This is a genomic window from Acidovorax sp. 93 (assembly GCF_003633835.1).
GTDB classification, from domain to species: domain Bacteria; phylum Pseudomonadota; class Gammaproteobacteria; order Burkholderiales; family Burkholderiaceae_C; genus Acidovorax; species Acidovorax facilis.
Genome location: NZ_RBIT01000001.1, coordinates 1,109,528 through 1,129,652, shown reverse-complemented (window position 1 = coordinate 1,129,652; position 20,125 = coordinate 1,109,528). Strand labels below are relative to the sequence as shown.

General features: G+C 59.4%; 14 protein-coding genes and 1 other RNA gene. 3 read left to right on the top strand and 12 right to left on the bottom strand.

Features of this window, described 5'->3' with window-relative positions:
* Nucleotides 1-728: 728 nt before the first annotated feature.
* A complete protein-coding gene (locus C8C93_RS05105; protein WP_121506121.1) occupies nt 729-1,292 on the bottom strand; it encodes a transposase zinc-binding domain-containing protein in 564 nt (187 codons plus the stop codon).
* A gap of 845 nt (nt 1,293-2,137) precedes the next feature.
* Here C8C93_RS05105 and C8C93_RS24930 point away from each other — a divergent pair.
* Entirely contained in the window at nt 2,138-2,665 is a 528-nt protein-coding gene (locus C8C93_RS24930) for a hypothetical protein (RefSeq protein WP_147433731.1), read from the top strand.
* Between the two features lie 31 nt (nt 2,666-2,696).
* Here C8C93_RS24930 and C8C93_RS24925 read toward each other — a convergent pair whose 3' ends face one another.
* Together C8C93_RS24925 and C8C93_RS05100 are read right to left on the bottom strand one after the other, a co-directional pair.
* Nucleotides 2,697-3,233 carry a hypothetical protein gene (locus C8C93_RS24925; RefSeq protein WP_147433730.1) on the bottom strand — a complete coding sequence of 179 codons (537 nt, stop codon included), beginning with the start codon at nt 3,231-3,233 and terminating at the stop codon, nt 2,697-2,699.
* An 82-nt stretch (nt 3,234-3,315) separates the two neighbouring features.
* On the bottom strand, nt 3,316-4,980 hold the full coding sequence (locus C8C93_RS05100) for a hypothetical protein (RefSeq protein ID WP_121506120.1): 1,665 nt from the start codon (nt 4,978-4,980) through the stop codon (nt 3,316-3,318).
* A gap of 1,657 nt (nt 4,981-6,637) precedes the next feature.
* On the opposite strand from C8C93_RS05100, the gene C8C93_RS05090 reads away from it, so the two are divergent.
* Nucleotides 6,638-6,880: a hypothetical protein gene (locus tag C8C93_RS05090; RefSeq protein WP_121506118.1), complete on the top strand. Its 243-nt coding sequence runs from the start codon at nt 6,638-6,640 to the stop codon at nt 6,878-6,880.
* A gap of 1,375 nt (nt 6,881-8,255) precedes the next feature.
* Here the strand turns inward: C8C93_RS05090 and C8C93_RS05085 are convergent.
* The 3 genes from C8C93_RS05085 to C8C93_RS25340 all read right to left on the bottom strand — a co-directional run bounded on the left by C8C93_RS05085 (nt 8,256) and on the right by C8C93_RS25340 (nt 11,648).
* Nucleotides 8,256-8,978, bottom strand: a complete 723-nt coding sequence (locus C8C93_RS05085; RefSeq protein ID WP_121506117.1) for an HNH endonuclease — start codon at nt 8,976-8,978, stop codon at nt 8,256-8,258.
* The gene (locus C8C93_RS05080; protein WP_121506116.1) at nt 8,975-11,320 is read right to left on the bottom strand and encodes an AAA family ATPase; all 2,346 of its coding nucleotides are present in this window, start codon (nt 11,318-11,320) and stop codon (nt 8,975-8,977) included. Before C8C93_RS05080 ends, C8C93_RS05085 begins: the two co-directional genes overlap by 4 nt.
* A 196-nt stretch (nt 11,321-11,516) precedes the next feature.
* Nucleotides 11,517-11,648 (bottom strand): hypothetical protein, encoded by a 132-nt coding sequence (locus C8C93_RS25340; RefSeq protein WP_370108240.1) that lies wholly within the window; start codon nt 11,646-11,648, stop codon nt 11,517-11,519.
* Nucleotides 11,649-11,727: 79 nt separating this feature from the next.
* Between C8C93_RS25340 and C8C93_RS05070 the strand changes: the two genes are divergently transcribed.
* Nucleotides 11,728-13,206 carry a PIN domain-containing protein gene (locus C8C93_RS05070; protein ID WP_121506115.1) on the top strand — a complete coding sequence of 493 codons (1,479 nt, stop codon included), beginning with the start codon at nt 11,728-11,730 and terminating at the stop codon, nt 13,204-13,206.
* 325 nt (nt 13,207-13,531) lie between these two features.
* On the opposite strand, the gene fusA is transcribed toward C8C93_RS05070, so the two are convergent.
* From fusA to ompA, 6 genes are all read right to left on the bottom strand, one after another.
* Nucleotides 13,532-15,592 carry an elongation factor G gene (gene fusA, locus C8C93_RS05065; protein ID WP_121506114.1) on the bottom strand — a complete coding sequence of 687 codons (2,061 nt, stop codon included), beginning with the start codon at nt 15,590-15,592 and terminating at the stop codon, nt 13,532-13,534.
* 499 nt (nt 15,593-16,091) lie between these two features.
* Nucleotides 16,092-17,351 carry a site-specific integrase gene (locus tag C8C93_RS05060; RefSeq protein WP_121506113.1) on the bottom strand — a complete coding sequence of 420 codons (1,260 nt, stop codon included), beginning with the start codon at nt 17,349-17,351 and terminating at the stop codon, nt 16,092-16,094.
* Nucleotides 17,352-17,569: 218 nt separating this feature from the next.
* Nucleotides 17,570-17,956, bottom strand: a transfer-messenger RNA (tmRNA) gene (ssrA, locus tag C8C93_RS05055).
* Between the two features lie 12 nt (nt 17,957-17,968).
* On the bottom strand, nt 17,969-18,634 hold the full coding sequence (locus C8C93_RS05050; protein ID WP_121508657.1) for an HAD-IA family hydrolase: 666 nt from the start codon (nt 18,632-18,634) through the stop codon (nt 17,969-17,971).
* Nucleotides 18,635-18,644: 10 nt separating this feature from the next.
* Nucleotides 18,645-19,355 (bottom strand): bifunctional 2-polyprenyl-6-hydroxyphenol methylase/3-demethylubiquinol 3-O-methyltransferase UbiG, encoded by a 711-nt coding sequence (gene ubiG / locus C8C93_RS05045; RefSeq protein ID WP_121506112.1) that lies wholly within the window; start codon nt 19,353-19,355, stop codon nt 18,645-18,647.
* 93 nt (nt 19,356-19,448) lie between these two features.
* On the bottom strand, nt 19,449-20,087 hold the full coding sequence (gene ompA, locus C8C93_RS05040; protein WP_121506111.1) for an outer membrane protein OmpA: 639 nt from the start codon (nt 20,085-20,087) through the stop codon (nt 19,449-19,451).
* Nucleotides 20,088-20,125 lie beyond the last annotated feature (38 nt).

The window sequence follows — 20,125 nt, the reverse complement described above, 5'->3', positions numbered from 1 at the left end:
ACGTCGGAGGCCCGTGTAAACCGGACATATTTCACGATTTACTGACCCGCCCATCGCACACCAATCGGAACCGGGCTTAGGATGCACCTACCGTCAAATCTGGCGGTTCGCCCCTCCCCTGTGCGAGTGATGCAATGATTTAGCCCGCCTCGTGCGGGCTATTTTTTTCGAACCTCGCGGCTCTCGCCGCAGGCTAACAGCACCTGCCGACCAATCTATCGCACCCAATTGCCGATATTTCCCAGGACATCGATGGTCAGCACACCAACCCCTGGGAGGCAAACAAGGATCTTTCGGTGCAGCAGTTTCTGGAAAGAGTCTTGGAATGCAAGGATGCAATAGCCTCCGAAGGAAACGGGGGAACAACTGGGCGCAGTCGGTGAATTTTCAGGTTTGTTCCCCCATCCATTCCCCGGTTTAGCTGTTGCTACCAGCGAACTACAGCGCATGTCCATGCACCGTAAGTACCTGTTTTACCAATGAAAAAGGGCGTTCGCTGGAAATCAGCGAACGCCCTTGGACGTTGCTGGCGGGCCCGGCCCTCGCGCGGCATCGTGCCTCGCAGCGTCAGCACCTTCTGCCCGGCGCGCGGGCCGAAGGCGATGCGGTAAGTGATGGGCCGCGGCCTGTAGAGGCCGCAGCGTGCGCGACTCCTCGCCGTCGGCATCCGGCTCGGTCAGCTAGGTCTGGCCCATGTCCTCGACCAGCACGCCCCGGCAGGTGAGCATCTACATGTGCCGGACAATGATGGTGTGCAGCAGCGCGTCGAGCTCGTCGTCGGTCGGCGCACCCGCCTCGATGAATTCGGGTACGCCATCGGCGCCGCAGCGGTACACGCGCCCAGGGTAGTGCAGGTGGATGTTCAGGTTGGCGGCGGACCCGAAGCGCTGGATCTGCCTGACAGCGCCACCGTGGCCTTCGTCAGCGAAGAGCCCGGCAGCGGCCAGCAAGTGCCGCGTGACCACGCGCTGCACCACCTGCAGCACCGGCGTGACCGGCTCGGGCTGTGCGGCCAGCAGCAGGCGCAGCGGGATCGGCAGCGACAGCACCCACTGCCGCACCGGCACATGCGGTATGACGTGGTCGACGAGGTGCGCCGCGGTCTGCGACATGCGCCGCGCGCCGCGTGAAGGACAGAAGCCCCGTCGCTTGTAGCTGAACGCCAGCAGCTTGTCGTGATCGCACTCGCCGCAGCGCAACCGCAGGAAGCCGCGGGCCAGGAGGCCGCAATCCAGGAAGACGTCGGCAACATCTAGTGAGCGACCACTGCATACCCGCCGTCTGGCCGACACCCTGCTTGCGTCAACAGGCTACCGTCCCCAGCTGATCGCCTTTACACCCGACTCTCGTCATGGCAGGCTACCGTCACGCCAGCGACGCTTGTGGCGAACAGCAAATTGCTGCCCGCCACGGCAGTTGTCAGAGAGAAGGAAAGCCGTGCGCCTCATCGTTGCGGCCCCAGTGTGTGGGCTAGTCGTGTGTTCTGCCTTCGGTCAAGCACAGCTGGAAGTTTCGCCAGGCGCTCAGATCCGCTTGAACTCACTGGCACCATACGTGCTCAGCCAGATTGATTGCGCTGCGCAAGGCGCCGGCCAGCTTGTCGTCGAGGGACCGGTCGAGTTAAGGCATCCCGACGGCCTAGACCGGGTGGCACAAGGGCGCGGCCCAATCATATTCGTGCGGTGCGCGCATATCGTGTTTGCAGCAGGCTCCATGATTCGTGCCCCTGCAAGCCTGCAATTCACAGCGGAACGAATTACCGGTCCTGTGACCATTCATTCGTCTCGGGGTGTCAGCGGCGCGCCAGGAAGCGCGGGCGCAAATGGCAGCGACGGCGCAAATGCTGGTGACGTAACCCTGCTGACCGGGACCTTTGCCCCAGGGGCATCGGTCAAGATTTACGCTCGCGGCGGTATGGGCGGCGCGGCAGGCGTAGTCCAATTCGGCGGCGCTGCTGCTATTGGCGGCCGAGGGGGAGATGGCGGCGACGTTGCCATCGTCGTTCGATCTGGGGGAAACGCCCCCGCCGAAATGCAAATTGAGAACCAAGGCGGGGCTGGCGGAGAGGGAGCCCGCTTGGGTTTCGCTGGCAACCTCGGACGCATCAAGAATAATCTACCGTAGCTAGCAGGCCAAAATGCAGATTCCTAACCGCAGCAAATTGCAGATTTATCGAACGACAGCCGCCGTCCTATTCTGCACCGCGCCTGTAGCGTCGGTCGAGGCTGCGGGACTGCAAGGCCTAGAGCGTCTGAGCGTTCCCCCTTCCGCTACAGCTTCCGAAGATCGAAGGGTTGACGTCAAGACCTTTGGGATAAAGACGGGTTGCAAAGGGGACACGGTAGAGGCCAATATTCAGTTTACGCGAATGACTGCGGCATTTCGTGCGGACGGCACCCAAGTAGCCCTTTCCTATATCGGCGAATACACGCGGCAAAGTTGGTCAACGCCTTGTGTACCCGTTCCATCACTACTGAATGGCGTCGAATACAAGAAAATTTCGGGGCAATATACTTTTCTGGTGCGCATCGGAGCCGATGGGACCCCAATCATCGATCCTGGCGACGTGAAAGCGCTAAGTCCGATCACTGATCCATCGCACGATTCAAATCTCCAAGCGGTTCGCGCAGTGCGCAACGCTATAACCACCCTGTCTAAACCTTAAGCTTTCCCGACGAGGGAATCTCGCCTCGTTTCTATGGATTGAGATCCTTCAGCGCTTCTATGAACTTCCAGGGCCGTGTGGAGCCGGCACCGTCTGGAACCTTGAGTTGAACGGTCTTGGCCACTGCGGAAACTAGTCCATTGCAGTTGATTCCTCCATTCCCAGTGAGCGAGTACTTAGGAGGCGTAGCGCTCCATTCACTAAAGTGAACGAGCACGGCTGATTTCTGTTGATCGTCGATAAACCGTCTGAGTTCGGTGTCCCAGGCTAAATCATCCCAAGTGCGATCGATCTTCCCGGTCGCAGGCCCAAATGAGCTCTTTATGCCCTCCAAAGCACCATCTTTCGGATACAAGCCGAAGAATCGTTCATAAAGAAGGAGGCCTGCATCCAACTCCACTCCTACACCGACAAAAGCATGGCCGATAGTCGAAGATGAACCTTTGCGCCCCAAGAATGAGACAAAGGGTCTTTTGGAAACACTATTGATATAGTCGTCGTATAAGTCTGCCCAGACAATACCGGGAAGTGAAAGCAGCCCGAATAGTAAGCGCCTGCGCGAATACATGACCATTATTCCTTGAGTTCAAGATCTAAGAGGCGTGACAGAAACAGGCCTCTTTTCAGTGGAAGCTCTCAACTGCACCTCGCTAGAGTGCAGGTTTTTGAACTGGGCAGTTTCCTCCAAATGGCGGCCCAACGGTATTGCGAATGAACATACCGTTCTTCGCTTGCATCTCGATCGCGTACACTGAACTAAGCAGCCTCTGATGTTTCGCCTGTAACGCGTCTAGATTAGTTATTGCAACCGTGCCGGCGCTCGCCGTCACTTCAGGCCGAAATATCTGATTATCTAGCTGTGCCAGCACCCGAACAAAACCGTCTGCAGCGGGCGCACTCATCGCGAAGGCCTGAAAGGTCGTCGACATTTTCAACGGCTCACCGTCTGCTTCTGGGCCAAACCTTGACAGGAGCGCAACGGGCAATGCGACATACTCCGTCAGACGTGCCTTTGCTCGCATCACCACAGCAGCATTCGTCAGCACGTTGACTTTGACCTGACCATCTCCACTGTCAAATCGCTTGTAGGAGCAATCTAGTGTTACCGATTCGGGAGCAACAATGTCCTCAACAAAAAGCACCGCCAGTTCCGCCGGCAATTTGTAGGAACATTGGTCGTTGACAACACAGGCCTCGATGGCGGTGACCAACTGGTTCCGCTGCTGCCGCAAAGACAACAAGGGTTTTGTATATTGCGCCTCGTATACTTGAGGAAAGGTCTGCTTGTAGTCGCCAATGCGCTTCAGCGCAAAGTCAAGCTTCGCCAACTGTAGATAGTAGCCGTTCAGGGCATCGAGCTTCGAGGCATCTGCCACCTTAATCTTTGCGCCCAGCGCAGTGTTTGCCAATAGCAGGTACTCGACCGGAGCTGCCTTCTCGCGGGTAAAGCTTTCCCCCACGGTTCCCAATGCCGCAAGAATTTGATCCACTTTCGTGGGGTCACCGGTGATCGCTAATTTGGTGGCATCGGGGATCCCCGCACCACCACGCGATTCAAACTTCACATCGAGCCGCCCCAGACGAGAAGCAGACTCAACCAAGCTCTTCCACTTTGTTGTGAAGTCCGAGCTTGCCTTAACGGTGGCAATCTTCACCGGCCCTTCGACCTCGAAGTGCTTCTTGTACATTCCCTCGAAAGCTCGTTTCGATGAGGCGGTGACTTCTGTAAGGGTAATGACTACGGCGACCATCGCATTCCGATGCTCAGCAACCACAGTGTGAGTGCCACATCGCTGTCGGAATGTGTCGGATTTGCCCTGCTCAATTAAGTCTCGGAACTCCTTCTTTAGCGGATAGCTGCGTAAGCCACGCCTACCGTAGTCGCTATAGGCTTTGACCACAATCGCTACAGAACGCGTCTCATCCTTTGCGAAGTCCGAATACTTCAAATTGAGATCGAGGCTACCACCCGCCTTTAGCTTAGCGATGCTCACATCTGCCTTCGACTTATAGTCGACCTCTAGATCCAATGTCTTTGCGAGCGACTTATAGTCACTCACTAACTCCATGCTAGCTGTGGTCGCAATTGCTCCGTCGGTATCCAGCCATTTGATATCGGCGTCATTGAACTCCAAGCAGTTATCGCGCTGTTGATTGACCAAATCAATATCGAGGCCAGAACCCAGCGTAATTGCGGAATCGGCCTTGTAGGGGACCGACAGAGAACGCAGGTCATCGGCTGCAAGGGCGGCCGAAATGCCTAGCCCGACCACCAGGCCCACTCCGGCAACACGTTGGAAGTACTTGGCGATCATTTGGCTGCTCCAGTTGACTCGTCAACGTATCCCCAGACCCAAGTTCCCTTTCGACCGGGACGTCCATCGCGACCGTAAACACCAGCGGGACCAGCCTGCCCGTCCCGACCGTCGCGACCTGGAGAGCCAGGCCCGCCACAGCTGCCGGATCCGTTCCATTGGACTGGACCCCAGTTCTTGCCCGCACCTCCGCAACCGGCAGAGCCGAGCTTGCCTCCCTTCCCACCTGCGCCCGGCGCACCACCTAAGCCAGGTTCTCCGCCCTTTCCACCCTCATTCAACATGTCCCACTCGGATGGCGGGGTACCGGGGCTTCCTTTGTCCTTGACGATCAGAAGAATAGAAATGTTTCCGCCGTCGCCGCCATCGCCACCATCACCGCCTTTGCCGCCATTCCCGCCATTTCCCCCGTCGCCTCCGTTACCTCCATCGCCGCCATTGCTTGCCGAGTGCACCTCGTTGGCGTTACCACCGTCACCACCGTTGCCCCCGTTGCCCCCGTCACCCCCGTATTGGCCCTGACCGCCGCGGGTCCCTTTGCCTCCTTCTCCACCGGGGCTACTCAGGGTGATGGTGGTACCTCCGCCGTAGGTGCCAGCCCTGAGGGTTATAGGCGCTCCGCTAGTGCCGCGCTTACCAGAGGCTCCTTCTGAACCAGTTGATCCATGCTCACCATCACCACCTCTTCCGCCATTTCCGCCTCGCTCACTGCTCCAGTTTCCCTGTAGATCAGTCTGCGCGTTTCGACCCTTATTGCCATTCCCACCATTGTCGCCAGAGCGCCGCTTCACGATGTTGTAGATCGCTTGGTCCACGGTGCCATCGGCCCCGTTGGTCGCGCGCTTGCTCTCAATGTTTACGGCTCCAGTTATGGAGGTTTCCGCACGAATTGAGAGCGCCGCACGAGTCAGAATTTTCGAGTCCTTGCTGAAGATGAATTTGTCGCAACGAATGGCAACCTCAGGCGGGGATGCCACATTTGGGCCGTCGTCGGGATGCTGAATTTCGATCACCCCCTGTATCAAAATGAGCCCAATCTTTTGGGCCTGCTTATCGCAATCGAATGTCGAGAACTTATATGGCGACCGCTCGGGTCCCCATGAAATCTGGGCTTGGGCAAACGCGCTGCTGGCTGCACCGAGCAGCGTACTAACTAGCATTACAAGCATTGCCCCAGAACGATGAACCCTTGGATAAGGATGATCCAGGGAACTTTCCGATATCGGCAGGACTTGACTTGGGGCAACAGCAAAGGCGCGAAAAGTAGAAAAGGAGCGCGCCAGATGAAGACCTTGAAAACTAGTCATTGCGATTGCCCTTACCTTTCTAAGATCATTGCCAACTTCGACGTACCACGGCGCCCGGCTGCTCCGTCTCTGCCATACAGGCCAAGAGCCCCTGCTTGACCAGATTGCCCTGCAGCCCCTGATTGACCTGATGCACCGGCGCCAAGATTGATCGTTCCAGCCCACGCGTAGCCTTGTTGCCCGCCAGAGCCACCCACCCCTGCTCTGCCACCGCGACCGCCTGGCCCAGGGGACCCGCCAAGGCCAGGATCGCCTCCACGCCCACCCTCGTTATGAAATTCCACTTCTGCCGGTGGGGCACCAGCGGTGGTTGGATCCTTCACCAATAGCAACACCGTTAGGTTGCCGCCTTGGCCGCCACTACCACCGTCCCCACCCTTGCCGCCACTACCACCGGCGCCACCATCGCCTCCGTGGCCGCCAGGGCTGCCTACGAGAACCTCGTTGGCTCGTCCGCCCCGGCCTCCGGGCCCGCCGTCACCGCCGTTCCCGCCTGGCTGGCCCTGGCCGCCAGGTGCGCCTTTTCCACCGTCACCGCCACGGCTCATCAGGTGAATCGTGGTTCCCGGCGCGAAAGACACGGCCAGAAGTGAAATTGCAGAGCCATCGCTGCCCCCGACACCGTTGGAGCCGGCAACACCGATTCGCCCGGGGGTTCCATCATTTCCTCGCCCGCCAGGCTGTCCGGCACTGCTAGGGCGGATACCAGCTAAGTCGACTCGGGCATCTTCACCGTTCGCGCCACTACTGCCTGGCCCCCCGTTCTCCGCCGGGCCATAGGCCATGACCGAGCCTTCCGATGCGTCTGCACCCTTCGCGCCGCGATTGCTCTCAATCACGATCGCACCGCCTAGGGTCTGTTCCGCTCGAATACGCAGGCCCGCCCGCGTAAGCAACTTCGAGCCGGGTTCGAAAAATACTTGGTCGCACCTAACTGTGATTTCAGGCGCTACGCGTGAGTCTGACTTGTCGTCGGGATGGTGAAGCTCAACCACGCCCCGAACCACGATTCGAGACGGCGTGGCGACCTGTCGCGCGCAGTCAAAGGCTGCGAACTTGTATGGAGAGCGCTCGGCAACCCAAAGCGTGTCGCCCGAAAGTGAGTTGCCTTCCTCCGCAGCAACTAGAAGCGGAGACGCAAACAGCCCCACGACCGCGAGAAGTACCCGATTCGAATCAAGCATCGCTCCCCACCGCACCAGATGTTCTCAACCCAGCGCCAATGCGAGAACTCTTCCGTCCGCATGCCTGCGCCCCACCCAAACTGAGATTATCAGGCATCCAAGGTCCTTGGCAATCATCAAGACAATTGACGATCCCGAGCTTGGGACCTAACCGGCGTCGGGAGCTGACCTGCTCCCTATGAGCGAGCTTGCTTGTTCGCACGCTCTCGGTCCGCTGTCAAGTCAGGACGTTCGCGCAGGAAAGAGTTCGTCCGCGTAGTGTTTGGTCCGTTTGGACGCTTCCCAGGCAGCTGACTGCCCACCCGTGGCAACCTCGGCCAAGTATTCGACTGCCAGCACTGCTAGACGGATATCCGTGCTGAACGCGAAGGCCTCAACCAGTTTCCGACCGGCGGCTTTGCGGCTGCCAGTCCGGCATCACGAATGTTGCTTCAGGGTCGGTACTGTGAGTTCATGACAAGGGGAAGCAGCCTTTCAAGCAGTGCTCACGCCCGATCGCGATAGTTTGTCAGCTGTGCTTCGCTTAGCGGCCGTTCAAGCCCGCAGCAGCGGCTGGATCGGATGTCAGCTTAACCAGCCAACCGTGAGCCGGCTTGCCGGCACCGACCGGCTCTTGACGCTGCTACGCCGACTTTGACATTGGCTGGTCTGCTTGAGGTTGAATCCGGTCTTTCGATGGGACACTTCTCACTGGCAACTATTGACCCATGAAAGCAGGTCGCCTTGCCGTCCAGACTGCCATGAAGCGGACATCCGAGACCGGCGCCGTTAGGCTGTTCCTCGATCACGTCGGGTCAGCGGCAAGTTCCAGTGCTTCCATGAAGTCCAACAACTTGACGTCGTCGTGAGTGGCAGCAATCTGCTGAACTTGGCCACGAAGCTTGTCCATGGCCGCAGAGAATCGTGGGTTGGCGCTTACCGAGAGGGTTCTTTCCGAAGACTTCCTCAGTAGCTCGACGCATAGGTGCCGTCCTTGCGGCGTCAAGCCAGCGTAGACGCTGATCGCAGCGCCGTTCGTCTCCAGATGAAGATATCGGACGTGGGAGTCGTATTCATGGAGGCGGGCATGAAAGAAGCCACCACAGCTCTTTTCCTTGAGGTACCGCCTACGCGCTGGTGGCCAGTTTGACCAGTTGTCGTTGGTCTTGACGTGGTTGCAGTCGAAGCACGCCACGGCAAGATTTCGGTATGTGAACGTGTACTGATTGAAGGTATCCTTGGGCAGGACGTGCTCGATGGGCCGCGCATAGGCGATTCCATCAAGACGGCGCCGACAGTAGCAGCAGCGTTCGGCCTGCAGCGCCGCAAGGTGACTGCGCAACGCTGAAATGATAGCAATGCCGGAGCTCTTCTTGCCCGCTACCGTAAACTTAGCATCTCGGATGGCTGACCACGTCCCGGCTCTGCTTGACGCGAGTTTGCGCCATTCACGATAGAAAGCGCGAGCCTCCACTGAGGTCAGCACGTTCTTTCCAAAATCCTTCTCCGCAATCACCAACGGGTTCACGGGTTGGCCCCCTCGGATTGATTGGGGCGAGCCAGTTCCGCTATTACGAGCGTAGCTTTTCGGATGAGATCAAGGTGCAATGCTGGCACCTCGAAGCCAAGCGCTGGGACGGATCTAGCAACCTTCTTCTCCATCTGCTCTAGTTCATCCAAGACGTTCGGCAGCATTTCAGATCGCTCAGTGTTGACAAGCTCGATCGCCCGCGAGACCAACTCGGCGCAGCGTTCGTGGACCTCTCTGTTGTTCCCGGTGTAGGTGTCAAATCCCTGGAAAAGGACTCGCTCGACGCTGCTCGAGGCCTGCTCGCCGATGGCTTCTAGCACACCACCGTCTGCCATATATCGGAAGGTGTCGCTCCCGCGTGAGGTCGAAATCAGAATCGGTGAGTGCGTTGCGATGACAATCTGACAGGTGAAGTCCCGACTGATGGTCTGAAAGACCGAAGGCAGCGCTCGCTGCCAAGCGACATGCAAGCTCGTCTCAGGCTCATCGACTAGAAAGACAACGCCGGGTTGGGCGTATTCAACAAGCCGTGCCGTGAGAAGCAGCAATTGCTGTTCGCCTGTACTGAGATGATCGAAGGGAACAATCGAATTCTCACTTTTTTTTCGAAAGCCTAGCTTCCATCCGCTCAGGTTGGCTGGAGCGGCTTCATTACCGAGTGCACGCACAGATTCAAGGACATCGGAGGTAGCGGCCTCCGGCAGTAGGTAGTGCTGACCCTCGAATGACAATTGCTCGAGGACTCTGTTCACCGTTGTGACTTTATCGCTATCGGCGTGGATGGCGACCATCAATTCTGCCAACTTTCGTCCAAGCCTACGTGGCTGCGTGGACGTCTCGCTGGTACGCGCACCCAAGTAGACGTAGTCGGCAGTAGCCCCCATTCTGGACTCGAATCTGTCGCTGGTCGCGGAGGCTATAGCACGCACGGGCCGCCCGGAACTACCATATGCCTTGGCAAGCTGACGCAAGAGCATGCTCTTTCCTGCACCGTTGTTGCCGATGACGTACACGCAGCAGGCTCGTCCTCTTTCTTCCAGCAACTTGTATACAGGGGAGCCATCCAGCAGATCGCTGGCGACCATAGATTCACGCTTCGGAACCCACTGAGACGGGTCGAGAACCGCGTGCTGGCTGTCCTGAATTTCTTCCGACATCACGTAGCGGAAAAGTCCTGGTACTTCGCGTGAGTCTGACCCATACATCTTCCGAGCCCGATTTGACAACGCATCGCCAAGATAGTCGTCATGACGTCGTGAGCTAGTTCCGTCACGCATCATTGCCCCCATGAATGGGACGCTGAGAAATCGCGCCAAGCGGTCCAGAGGTTCGTCCCGTAGTCCGTCGATCGCGCGACCGTTCATCATCAGGACGGGATCACCGACACTAGACCGCTCGGTCGCCATGATCATCATCGAAAGTCGTGCGGAACCGGAAACCCGAGCCGGAATATCTACGACACCCAGAACACGCCTACGCCGTAGCAAATCACGCCGAACTTGCGCGCGCCAGCCTTTGGCTCGTAGATCAGATGTAGGAAGGACCACAATCGTGACGCGCAGGCCATCCCCGCCGTCAAGGAACCATTGAGCGAACTCAAGGCCTCCGAGTTGCAAGGGCCGCTCGCTCTCATACGAGTCCCTCGTCAGGCGATTGCGAGTTGGCCAAGCAAACTTATAGGCTGCCCCAACGTTGACCCAAGAACTGTCTGATCCCTGTTCTCGGGAGAAACTGAATCGCGCACCATGAGCACGAAGGCGAAGACAGACCTCGAAGAGATGGGGCTGAAGTTCATCTGGTAATACGTAATCGTTGGCGGCCTCAACGTCATTGAGGCGCACTCCGAGTTCACCAGAGGTCATCGTGTTCAGGTCGACGACTAACCTGCCGCGAGCCGACCAGCCCTGAGAAAAATCGGCGACGAAGCTTTCTACCCGCCGTGCCCAGCTATTTGAGTGCCTTATGACCCCCAAGCTTGTGACAAGAAAATCCAAGCGCTTCAGGGTCACCAGGGTACTGTCGCTATCAGATACAAGGTGACGTAGCTGATCCAGCGCGAGTTGAGGTAGGCGCCCCCATTCTGACCGCGCTCCATCATCGTCTCTAATACCTAACCACGCGGTGGCGCTAAACTTGGCCTCCACCAAGCCGTCAGTCGTCTCTGTATCGGCCCATGACCAAGGGAACTGTGGGCGTTCTGCGGTCAGGTGCGTGAACAGCAGAAATACAGCGAGTTTGAGTCCTCCTGCTGGTGTCTGGCTAGGCAGTCCGCGCCAGATAGTCAAAATCTGCTTCTCAAAGCGAGCGGCGTCGATATCGCGTTCGTCTATGTTCTCCATAATCCAGGCCTAACCTCCTCCATGACTTTTGGCCTTATAGGCTGGCGTACTCTGTAAGACACTGTCTTTCGTTTTGCAGAATCCCGCTATTGGCACGCTTCCGATTCAAGCTACGGCTTTTATAGCATCTCGTTACCGGGAAATCACCACAATCTGACTGACTGGAACCGCTGAAAGTCGACTTCAGGCGGCGGATTCAACCGGTCGATACAACATATTCGCTGAACATCTCAGCCGGTGTGTGGAAACCGAGCGTCTTGCGCGGCGTCGCATTCAATTGTCTCGCAATTGCGTTGAGCTGAAGCTGTGAGAGACCCACGAGCTGCATGGCTGTGGCCTGTAGCGTGGGGCGACGAGCTCGAGCCCGAGCCGCTTAAACTGGCGCGAACAACACCTTTGAGCATCCAGTGAGCAATTCCGCCGACCTTTACCTTTTCGCGGACACCAACGTGTTCCTCCAATGCAAGCCACTAGAGAACGTGGACTGGTCGCCGTTCGCGGATTACGCGCGGATAGACGTGGTGCTCTGCAGGCCTGTGCAGAGCGAAATCGACGCGCTGAAAGAGGGTGGAAACACTCGCAGGGCTAAGCGCTCGCGCCTCACTTCTTCTGTCATCCGCGAGCTGCTCGCCGAGCCGAAGGCTCTTCGCGAGCGCGCGCCTGCTGTTCGACTTATATTGCGCCACGACCTCCGACGGGACGAAAGCGCCGCTCAAGACCTTGACTACAGCGAGCGCGACGATCAGTTCGTAGGAATTGCCCTAGCATTCAAGAATGCTCGACCGGATGTTGCCGTGCGTTTGTTGACAAACGACACAGGGCCTATGGCAAGCGCAAACATGGTGGGCCTCGAGTTCGTCGAGGTGCCGGAGAACTGGCTACTTGAGCCAGAGTCTGACGAGAACGACAAGCGCGAGAAAGAACTGCGCGACCAGCTCGCACGATACAAGCAAGCTGAGCCGCAGTTCGAGTTGACGGTCATCGAGCCCGCGTCGAAGCGAATAGAAGCTGCGATGCAGTGTTTCGCATCGCTAACAGATGCGGAAGTGGAAGGCCTGATGGCCTGCTTGGCCGAAGAGAATCCGGTCGCAAGCGACTTCGGCCCCAGAGAGGCGCCGCCCCGGTCTGCCTCTCTGACTGGGGGGGGCACTGCACTCTATGGCATCGGCCGGGAAATGTTCGAGCCTGCTTCCGAGAAAGAGATCGAGAACTACAAGGCGGCGCACGAGAACTGGCTTGATTCATGCCGTGAGTATCTAAGCTTGTTGCACGAGAAGCTCAATAACTCCGTTGCTTGGCCCGAGCTGATTGTGGCCATCAAGAACACAGGTACTCGTCCAGCTGATGATTCGCTGGTGCGATTCGAAGCCAAGGGAGACATCGCGCTCTTTGCCAAGACGGAAGACGACGACGAGAGGGAGGAGAGCGCTGAAGACGGGAGGCCTCCTCGCTTGCCCCAGCCACCGGAACCGCCGAAGGGGCGTTGGAAGGCGATGCGGCACATCTTCGACCCACTTGGGATGAATCGTTACGGCCTGGACAGGCCCTACAAGAACTTAGATTGGCTACATAACGCGAGGACTGAGAGCGACCCGAACGCGCTTTACTGGCGCGATGGACGCTCAAACTACCCTGCGACGAGCTTCGAGCTCACGTGCGACCAGTGGCGGCATGCTCAGGACGAGCACCAGTTGCACTTCCATGTCATGGGTCGGTCGGAGCCTGGAACGCTCGCTGGAGCTGTCGAAGTGCAAGTGCATGCGGCCAACCTAACCACACCTGCAAGCGCGAGAGTCCTAGTTCGCATCCAAGTGGAGCAAACGTCGTGTATTTCCCTTGCACGCGAGCTGGTGGAGGATTTGTGCGGGCCTCACCTGCCCCAATAGCCGAGCCCTGAGCACCAGTTCGCAATTGGAGATAGCGGACGTTCAAGATGAAGTCTCACGGCGGCATGCTCCCGACGCCGGCTGTACATCTAAACCCGGCCGAAGGGCCTGCGAGGATCGCCGGCTCTCCGATGACCGCTGCTGGACGCAGACCGTGAGGTCACGGTGCGGCCATCGACGGCCGCAATCGCTGCATATCGGACATTTGCCACAAGAATCAGGGTGATTGCAATCGCCGGGCGAGGGAGCATTTTGATCTCACGGTGCGCCCAAGTCGATTGCTCGGCAGCGCGCGTGCAAGCTGAGCATTGGCGCTGCGCTTTTCCTAGTCGTCTTCGCGCACCCGGTACTGCCCCATCAGCGTCTGTTGGACGGTCGACGGCACGGCCTCGTAGTGCGACAACGCGATGGTGTAGCGGCCCTGGCCGCTGGTCATCGCATTGAGCCGCGACTGGTAGTCGGCCAGCTCGGCCTCTGGCACCTGACCGCCGATGGCCACGGTGCCGGCCCCCAGGCCCGATGTGCCGGTGACCAGGCCGCGCCGCAACGACAGGTCGCTCGTGACGTCGCCCACGGAATGCTCGGGCACGGCGATCTCGATCTGGACAATCGGCTCGAGCACAGCCGGCCGGGCCTCGCGAATCGCCGCCATGAAGGCCTTGCGACCGGCGGTCGCGAAGGCGATGTCCTTGCTGTCCACGCTGTGGTGCTTGCCGTCGTACACCACGACGCGCACATCGACCACTGGGTAGCCGGCGATCGCGCCGTACGCCAAAACCTCGCGCACGCCTTTCTCGACCGCGGGGATGAACTGGCCCGGGATCGCGCCGCCCCTGACTTCGTCGGCGAACTCGAAGCCCGCGCCGCGCGCGAGCGGCTCGATGCGCAGGAAGACTTCGGCGAACTGGCCGGCACCGCCGCTCTGCTTCTTATGGCGGTAGTGGCCCTCGGCCGGCGCGGTCACGGTCTCGCGGTAGGCGATGCGCGGTGGCCGCGTCTGGACCTCGAAGCGGTAAATCTCGCGCAGGCGTTCGAGCACGATGCGCAGGTGCAGCTCGCCCAGCCCGTAGAGCACCGTCTCGTTGGTCGCGGCCACATGCTCGATGCGCAGGCACGGGTCCTCGGCCGCGAGCTTGCCGAGGATTTCCCAGGCGCGCTGCTCGTCGCCATGCCGCTTGGGCTCCACGGCCAGGCCGTACACCGGCACCGGGAACGGTAGCGGTGCAAGATGCACATGGCTGTCTTGCGCCGCATCGTGCAACACGGCATCGAAATGGATCTCCTCGACCTTGGCCACCGCCACGATGTCGCCCGGCGCCGCGTGCGACACCTCGACATGGTCCTTGCCCTGGAGCATGAACAGGTGCCCCACCTTGAAGGGCTTGCGGCCGTCGCCAATGTAGAGCTGGCTGTCGCGCGTGACCGTGCCCTGGTGCACGCGGAAGATGCCCATCTTGCCGACAAAGGGGTCGATCGTGACCTTGAACACATGCGCCAGCACGTGCAGCGTCGGGTCAGGCTTGGCCTTCATGGGCATGGCCTCTGCGCCCTCGCCAACGATGAAGCTCGGCGGGTTGGCTTCGGTCGGATCGGGCAGGAGCTTGACGATCACGTCCAGCAACTCGGCCACGCCGGCGCCGCTGCGCGACGAGGCGAAACACACCGGGATCAGGTGGCCTTCGCGCAGCGCCTGCTCGAGCGGCGCGTGCAGCTCGGCCGGATCCACGTCGCCCTCCTCGAGGTAGCGGTCGACGAAGGCCGCGTCGACCTCGACCACCTGTTCCACCAGCGCGCGGTGCGCCGCTTCGACGGGGCCGAAGTCAGACTGCCCGAAACGGTTGAAGAAGCAGTCGATCACCTGCCTGCCGACCCCGTCGGGCAGGTTCAGCGGCAGGCATTCGCGGCCGAAGGTCGCCTGGATGTCGGCCAGCAGGCCCGCCAGCGAGACGCCCTGCGCGTCGATCTTGTTGACGATGATCATGCGGGCGAGGCGGCGCGAGGCTGCGTATTCCATCATGCGCACCGCCATCGGCTCGATGCCGGTGGCGGCATTGATGACCACCGCCACCGTTTCGACCGCCTCCAGCGCCGACAGGCTCTGTCCGAGGAAGTCGGGGCCGCCGGGCGTGTCGATGAAGTGGATGCGCGTGCCACCATGCGTGAGGTGCATCACCGATGCGTTGAGCGAGTGCTGCATGCGGCGCTCGAGCGGGTCGTGGTCGCTGACGGTGCTGCCGCGCTCGATGCTGCCACACGCGCCGATGGCGCCCGCCTTGTACAACAAGGCTTCGGCCAGCGAGGTCTTGCCGGCGGCCGCGGCGCCCACGAGCGCCAACGTTCGCACGGCTTTCATTTCGGCCGCGAGGCCGTTCGATCGGCTTGGCATGGCTGGACTCCTTTGCACGTCCGGAAGGCCGGCCCGGCGGCCCGCATGGGCTCGGGCGTTGCGTGTGGACGTCGGGGCAGCGTACGGGATTGACCGCGCTGATGCAAGTTGATTGCGCCGCCGATTTCCAATACCTGACCGGCATGCATGCCGCGTTGACCTCCCCTTGTTGCCAGCGTGCAGAGACATGGGCTCACGCTCAAGATGTCTCAACAACAACGCTCTGAGCCCGTCATGACCACTGTCACCGTCGACTCTGTATGCCATTGTCGGCGACCGGTCATCGCGCTCGATATGTGTCGAGGGCTTTCAACGACTGCACTGCGGCCGTCACCGTGAATTGACGGAGCGCACACCACCGGCGGTAATCGCTGCAGAACGGCCGTTCACACCACCAAGCTCACACTCTTTGCCGACGGGGTCCCAACATCAGTTGGCGAGAAACTGCCATCGATTCATGGCAAACCACCGCAGTGACCAAGCCCAGCGAAACGGTAGATCAGGTATTTGCATTGTCAAGAGTTTTGGAAGTCGTCTTGCCTGCTGCTTTGCCTTCCCTCAGCCTGTCCAGATAGTCTGCCCACCGCTGCATCATCTTCGTTCGATGAGCCAGATACTGGGTCCTGTTGTAAGCGCGCCCATTGGCGTCCTTCACGGCGTGAGCCAGCTGCGCCTCAATCACCAGCGGGTCGACATCCAATCGCTCCGCCAGCATTGTTCGCGCCGTGGCGCGAAAGCCATGCCATGTTTGGATCTCCGGCGTATAGCCCATGGTGATGAGCGCGGTTCGCACTGAGTTCTCTGAAATAGGCCGACTGTGGTTGCGCTCACCGGGAAACACCAAGGCGCTGTGGCCCGTCAACGGATACAGCTCCCGCAACACTTTCACAGCCTGGGTTGAAAGAGGGACCAGATGTGGATCCCCGTTTTCCTTCCCGTCCTTGCCCCGCTTCATCCGCGCAGCCGGAATCGTCCAGAGCGCGGCATCCAAGTCCACTTCAGCCCAAGTTGCACCACGCAATTCGCCGGGACGCTGAAACAACAAAGGCGCCAACTGTAGTGCCGCCCGCACGATAGGCCCGCCCTTGTATGCCTGGATAGCGCGCAGTAGCTCACTCAGCTTGACCGGTTCGGTGATAGCGGCAAAGTGCTTGCCGCGATACGGAGACAACGCGCCTTTGAGGTCTCCCGTGATGTCCCGCCCCACCCTGCCTGTCGCGACGCCATAACGCCAGACCTGGCGAGCCAGCATCAATCCACGATCAGCAGTCTCTACAGCCCCGCGCTCTTCCACCTTGCGCAGGGTTGCCAGCAGTTCCACCGGCTCAATCTCAGCCAGACGACGCCCCCCTAGCCACGGAAAGAGATCACGTTCGAACTGGCGCAGCGAGCGCTCAGCATGAGAATCACTCCATAGAGGCTTCTGTTTGTCGTACCACTCCAGAGCGACAGCTTTGAAGGTATCCCCGGCACTGGCAGAAGCCTTCAGCCTTTCCACCTTTCTGGCATGCACAGGATTTATTCCTGTCGATTTCTGCAGCCTGGCGGTATCACGAGCCTTGCGAGCTGCCGTCAGGCTGACCGAGGGATAGCTGCCCAGAGCCATACGCCCTTCCTTGCCCTCATGCCGATACTTCCAGAACCAGCGCCTCGATCCTCCGGGAGCAACCTCCAGATACAGACCTCCCGAGTCCGACAAACGCTCCCGCTTCGATGTGGGGGAACAGACGGCGTTACGGCACTGTGCGTCGGTCAACATGGGGGAACACCTCCAGAGGTTTAGCTAGGATTTCCCCTCTGAAACGGGGGAACAAACGCCGCCAGTCTACCTTTTTCGGATTTTGTTCCCCCGTCTGTTCCCCCGCCTCAGCCTGGCTGCCAGGAGACCGCTCCGGACATCCCCACACCGTAACCCATTGATTTACCAAAGAAAAAGGGCGTTCACCGGATGTTGGTGAACGCCCTTGGACGTCGTAATGGTGGAGCTGGCGGGAATTGAACCCGCGTCCGCAAGCCTTCATCGGGCAGATCTACATGTTTAGCGATCTGATTTGAGTCTCGCCGCCTGTGTCGCGCAGTCGCACGCTACACAGGCCGCCAGCACCCTATTTTCTCGCTCCAACCCAAGGTACCCGGATCAGAGCCAGCCCATGTAATTATCCTTGCAGCCGGGAGGCACTGATTGCTCAGAACCCCCTTGCCCAGCCCATCGGCCAACTGTTGCAAGGCTCACTGGCAATTAAGCAGCGAGTGCGAAACGTTCGTCGTTTGCAGTTAGTTTTTTAAATCGAGATTTACGAGCGTGACTCAAGCTCGACATGCACCACACCGATTCCGAACCCACGTCGAAACCAGGACAGCCCCAGACCCTCTATTTTAGGTGCGTACAAGCAATTGCAAGAGCTCGACCGGAGATTTAATTGCAGCATGCGCGCCCCACTCCGCCGGATTGGTCTTGGCCCCCAGGTATCCGTAGGTTGCTGCGACAGTTCCCATGCCCGCAGCGAGGCCTGCAAGAATGTCGCGCTCATCGTCCCCCACATAGATGCACTGCCCCGGCTCCAGTTTCAAGCGCGACGCCGCTTCGAGCAAAGGGGCTGGATGGGGTTTTGCATGGGGAGTGGTATCTCCGCTGATCACCGCTCCTGCGGTCGCAAACAGTGGAATGGCGCGGGTCAGAGGGTCCGTAAAGCGGGTCGCCTTGTTGGTCACCACGCCCCATGCCAGATTGCGGCGGAGGATCTGGGATACCAGCTCCGGCACCCCCTCAAAAATGCTGGTGCGTTTTGTCATGCACGACTCATAGTTCACGAAGAACTCCTCGCGCATGGTCAGAAAGTCGGGATGGTCGGGCGCCATGCCAAATGCCTCGCCCAACATGCCACGGGCGCCAGCACCGGCCATCGGACGATAGCGCTCCAGCGGCAGGGAGGGCAAACCACGGTCCGTGCGCATCTTGTCGGCAGCAGCACCTAAATCAGGGGCACTGTCAATCAGTGTTCCATCCAGGTCAAACAGCACCGCGCGGATATTCTGAAACATTGGCTGGGCCTCAGGCTGCGCGCCGCGTGGCAAACAGGTAGTTCACACTGGTGTCGCTGCTCAACCAGTAACGTTGCGTAAGGGGGTTGTACTCCAGGCCTCGGGTGGTCTGCACGTCAAGGCCCGCACTGCGGCAGCTGGCGGCCAGTTCGCTGGGTCGAATCATCTTGGCGTATTCATGCGTTCCACGGGGCAGCATGTTCAATACATATTCAGCGCCCACAATGGCCAGCATGAAAGCCTTGGCACTTCGGTGTATGGTCGAAAAGAACACCCATCCGCCCGGCTTCACGAGCTTAGAGCAGGCTCGCACAACCGATGCAGGATCAGGCACATGCTCAAGCATTTCCATGCAGGTCACCACGTCAAAGCTGGCGGGTTGCTCTTTGGCGAGCGCCTCCACACTGACTTCCCGGTACTGGATATTGGTGGTCTGGGCCTCCAGCGCGTGCAACTGGGCCACTCGCAGCGCCTTGGAAGCCAGGTCAATACCCAACACGTCCGCGCCTTTGCGGGCCATGGAATCGGCCAAAATACCGCCGCCACAGCCAACATCCAGTACACGCTTGCCCGACAGGCTGCACTGCGTATTGATCCAGTCGAGCCGCAAAGGATTAATCTGGTGCAAGGGGCGAAATTCACTTTCGGGATCCCACCAGCGATGGGCCAATTCCGAAAACTTGGCCAGTTCGGCCGGATCTGCATTGACGATTTCACTCATGCACTGATTCTCCACGACGAAAGGCAATGGACAAAAAACCCCAGACGCAAAAAAGCCCCGATAACGGGGCTTTTTTTGGAAGCAATCCGAGGATTACTTGGAAGCGCGGGTACCGACCACTTCGATTTCCACGCGACGGTTCTTCGCACGGCCTTCGGCAGTCTTGTTGTCAGCCACGGGTTGCTTTTCGCCCTTGCCTTCGGTGTAGACGCGGTTCTTTTCGATGCCCTTGGACACCAAGTAAGCCTTCACGGCTTCGGAACGACGCACCGACAGCTTCTGGTTGTAAGCATCGGAGCCCACGGAGTCGGTATGACCCACGGCAATGATCACTTCCAGGTTGATGCCCTTGACCTTGGAGACCAGGTCATCCAGCTTGGCCTTGCCTTCTGGCTTCAGCACCGACTTGTCGAAGTCGAAGAATGCGTCAGCAGCGTAGGTCACCTTGGTGGCCACAGCAGGAGCTGGAGCGGCAGGAGCTGGAGCGGCAGCAGCAGGAGCTGGGGCAGCAGCAGGAGCGGCAGCAGCAGGAGCTGGAGCGGCGATAGCGCCATCGCAGCCAGGAGCAGCCGTTGCAGGCGTCCAGTTGGCATTGCGCCAGCAGTATTCGTTGGTGCCGTTCTTCCAGACGATGCCAGAAGCGTTTCTCCAGTTGTCAACGGTTTGTGCGCCAGCGGCGGTTGCGAGCGCTGCAGAGGCAAACAACATCGCCACTTTGTTCAGTTTCTTCATGGTTCTCCTCTTGGGGAAAAAGCCGCAGCCGCGCTGCG

Excerpts from the sequence above, each read along its gene's own strand:
- C8C93_RS05060 (WP_121506113.1), bottom strand. The coding sequence starts at position 17,351 with ATGTTGACCGACGCACAGTGCCGTAACGCCGTCTGTTCCCCCACATCG.
- C8C93_RS05100 (WP_121506120.1), bottom strand. The coding sequence starts at position 4,980 with ATGATCGCCAAGTACTTCCAACGTGTTGCCGGAGTGGGCCTGGTGGTC.
- C8C93_RS24930 (WP_147433731.1), top strand. The coding sequence starts at position 2,138 with ATGCAGATTCCTAACCGCAGCAAATTGCAGATTTATCGAACGACAGCC.
- ompA (WP_121506111.1), bottom strand. The coding sequence starts at position 20,087 with ATGAAGAAACTGAACAAAGTGGCGATGTTGTTTGCCTCTGCAGCGCTC.
- C8C93_RS05050 (WP_121508657.1), bottom strand. The coding sequence starts at position 18,634 with ATGTTTCAGAATATCCGCGCGGTGCTGTTTGACCTGGATGGAACACTG.
- ubiG (WP_121506112.1), bottom strand. The coding sequence starts at position 19,355 with ATGAGTGAAATCGTCAATGCAGATCCGGCCGAACTGGCCAAGTTTTCG.
- fusA (WP_121506114.1), bottom strand. The coding sequence starts at position 15,592 with ATGCCAAGCCGATCGAACGGCCTCGCGGCCGAAATGAAAGCCGTGCGA.
- C8C93_RS25340 (WP_370108240.1), bottom strand. The coding sequence starts at position 11,648 with ATGCAGCTCGTGGGTCTCTCACAGCTTCAGCTCAACGCAATTGCGAGA.
- C8C93_RS05080 (WP_121506116.1), bottom strand. The coding sequence starts at position 11,320 with ATGGAGAACATAGACGAACGCGATATCGACGCCGCTCGCTTTGAGAAG.
- C8C93_RS24925 (WP_147433730.1), bottom strand. The coding sequence starts at position 3,233 with ATGTATTCGCGCAGGCGCTTACTATTCGGGCTGCTTTCACTTCCCGGT.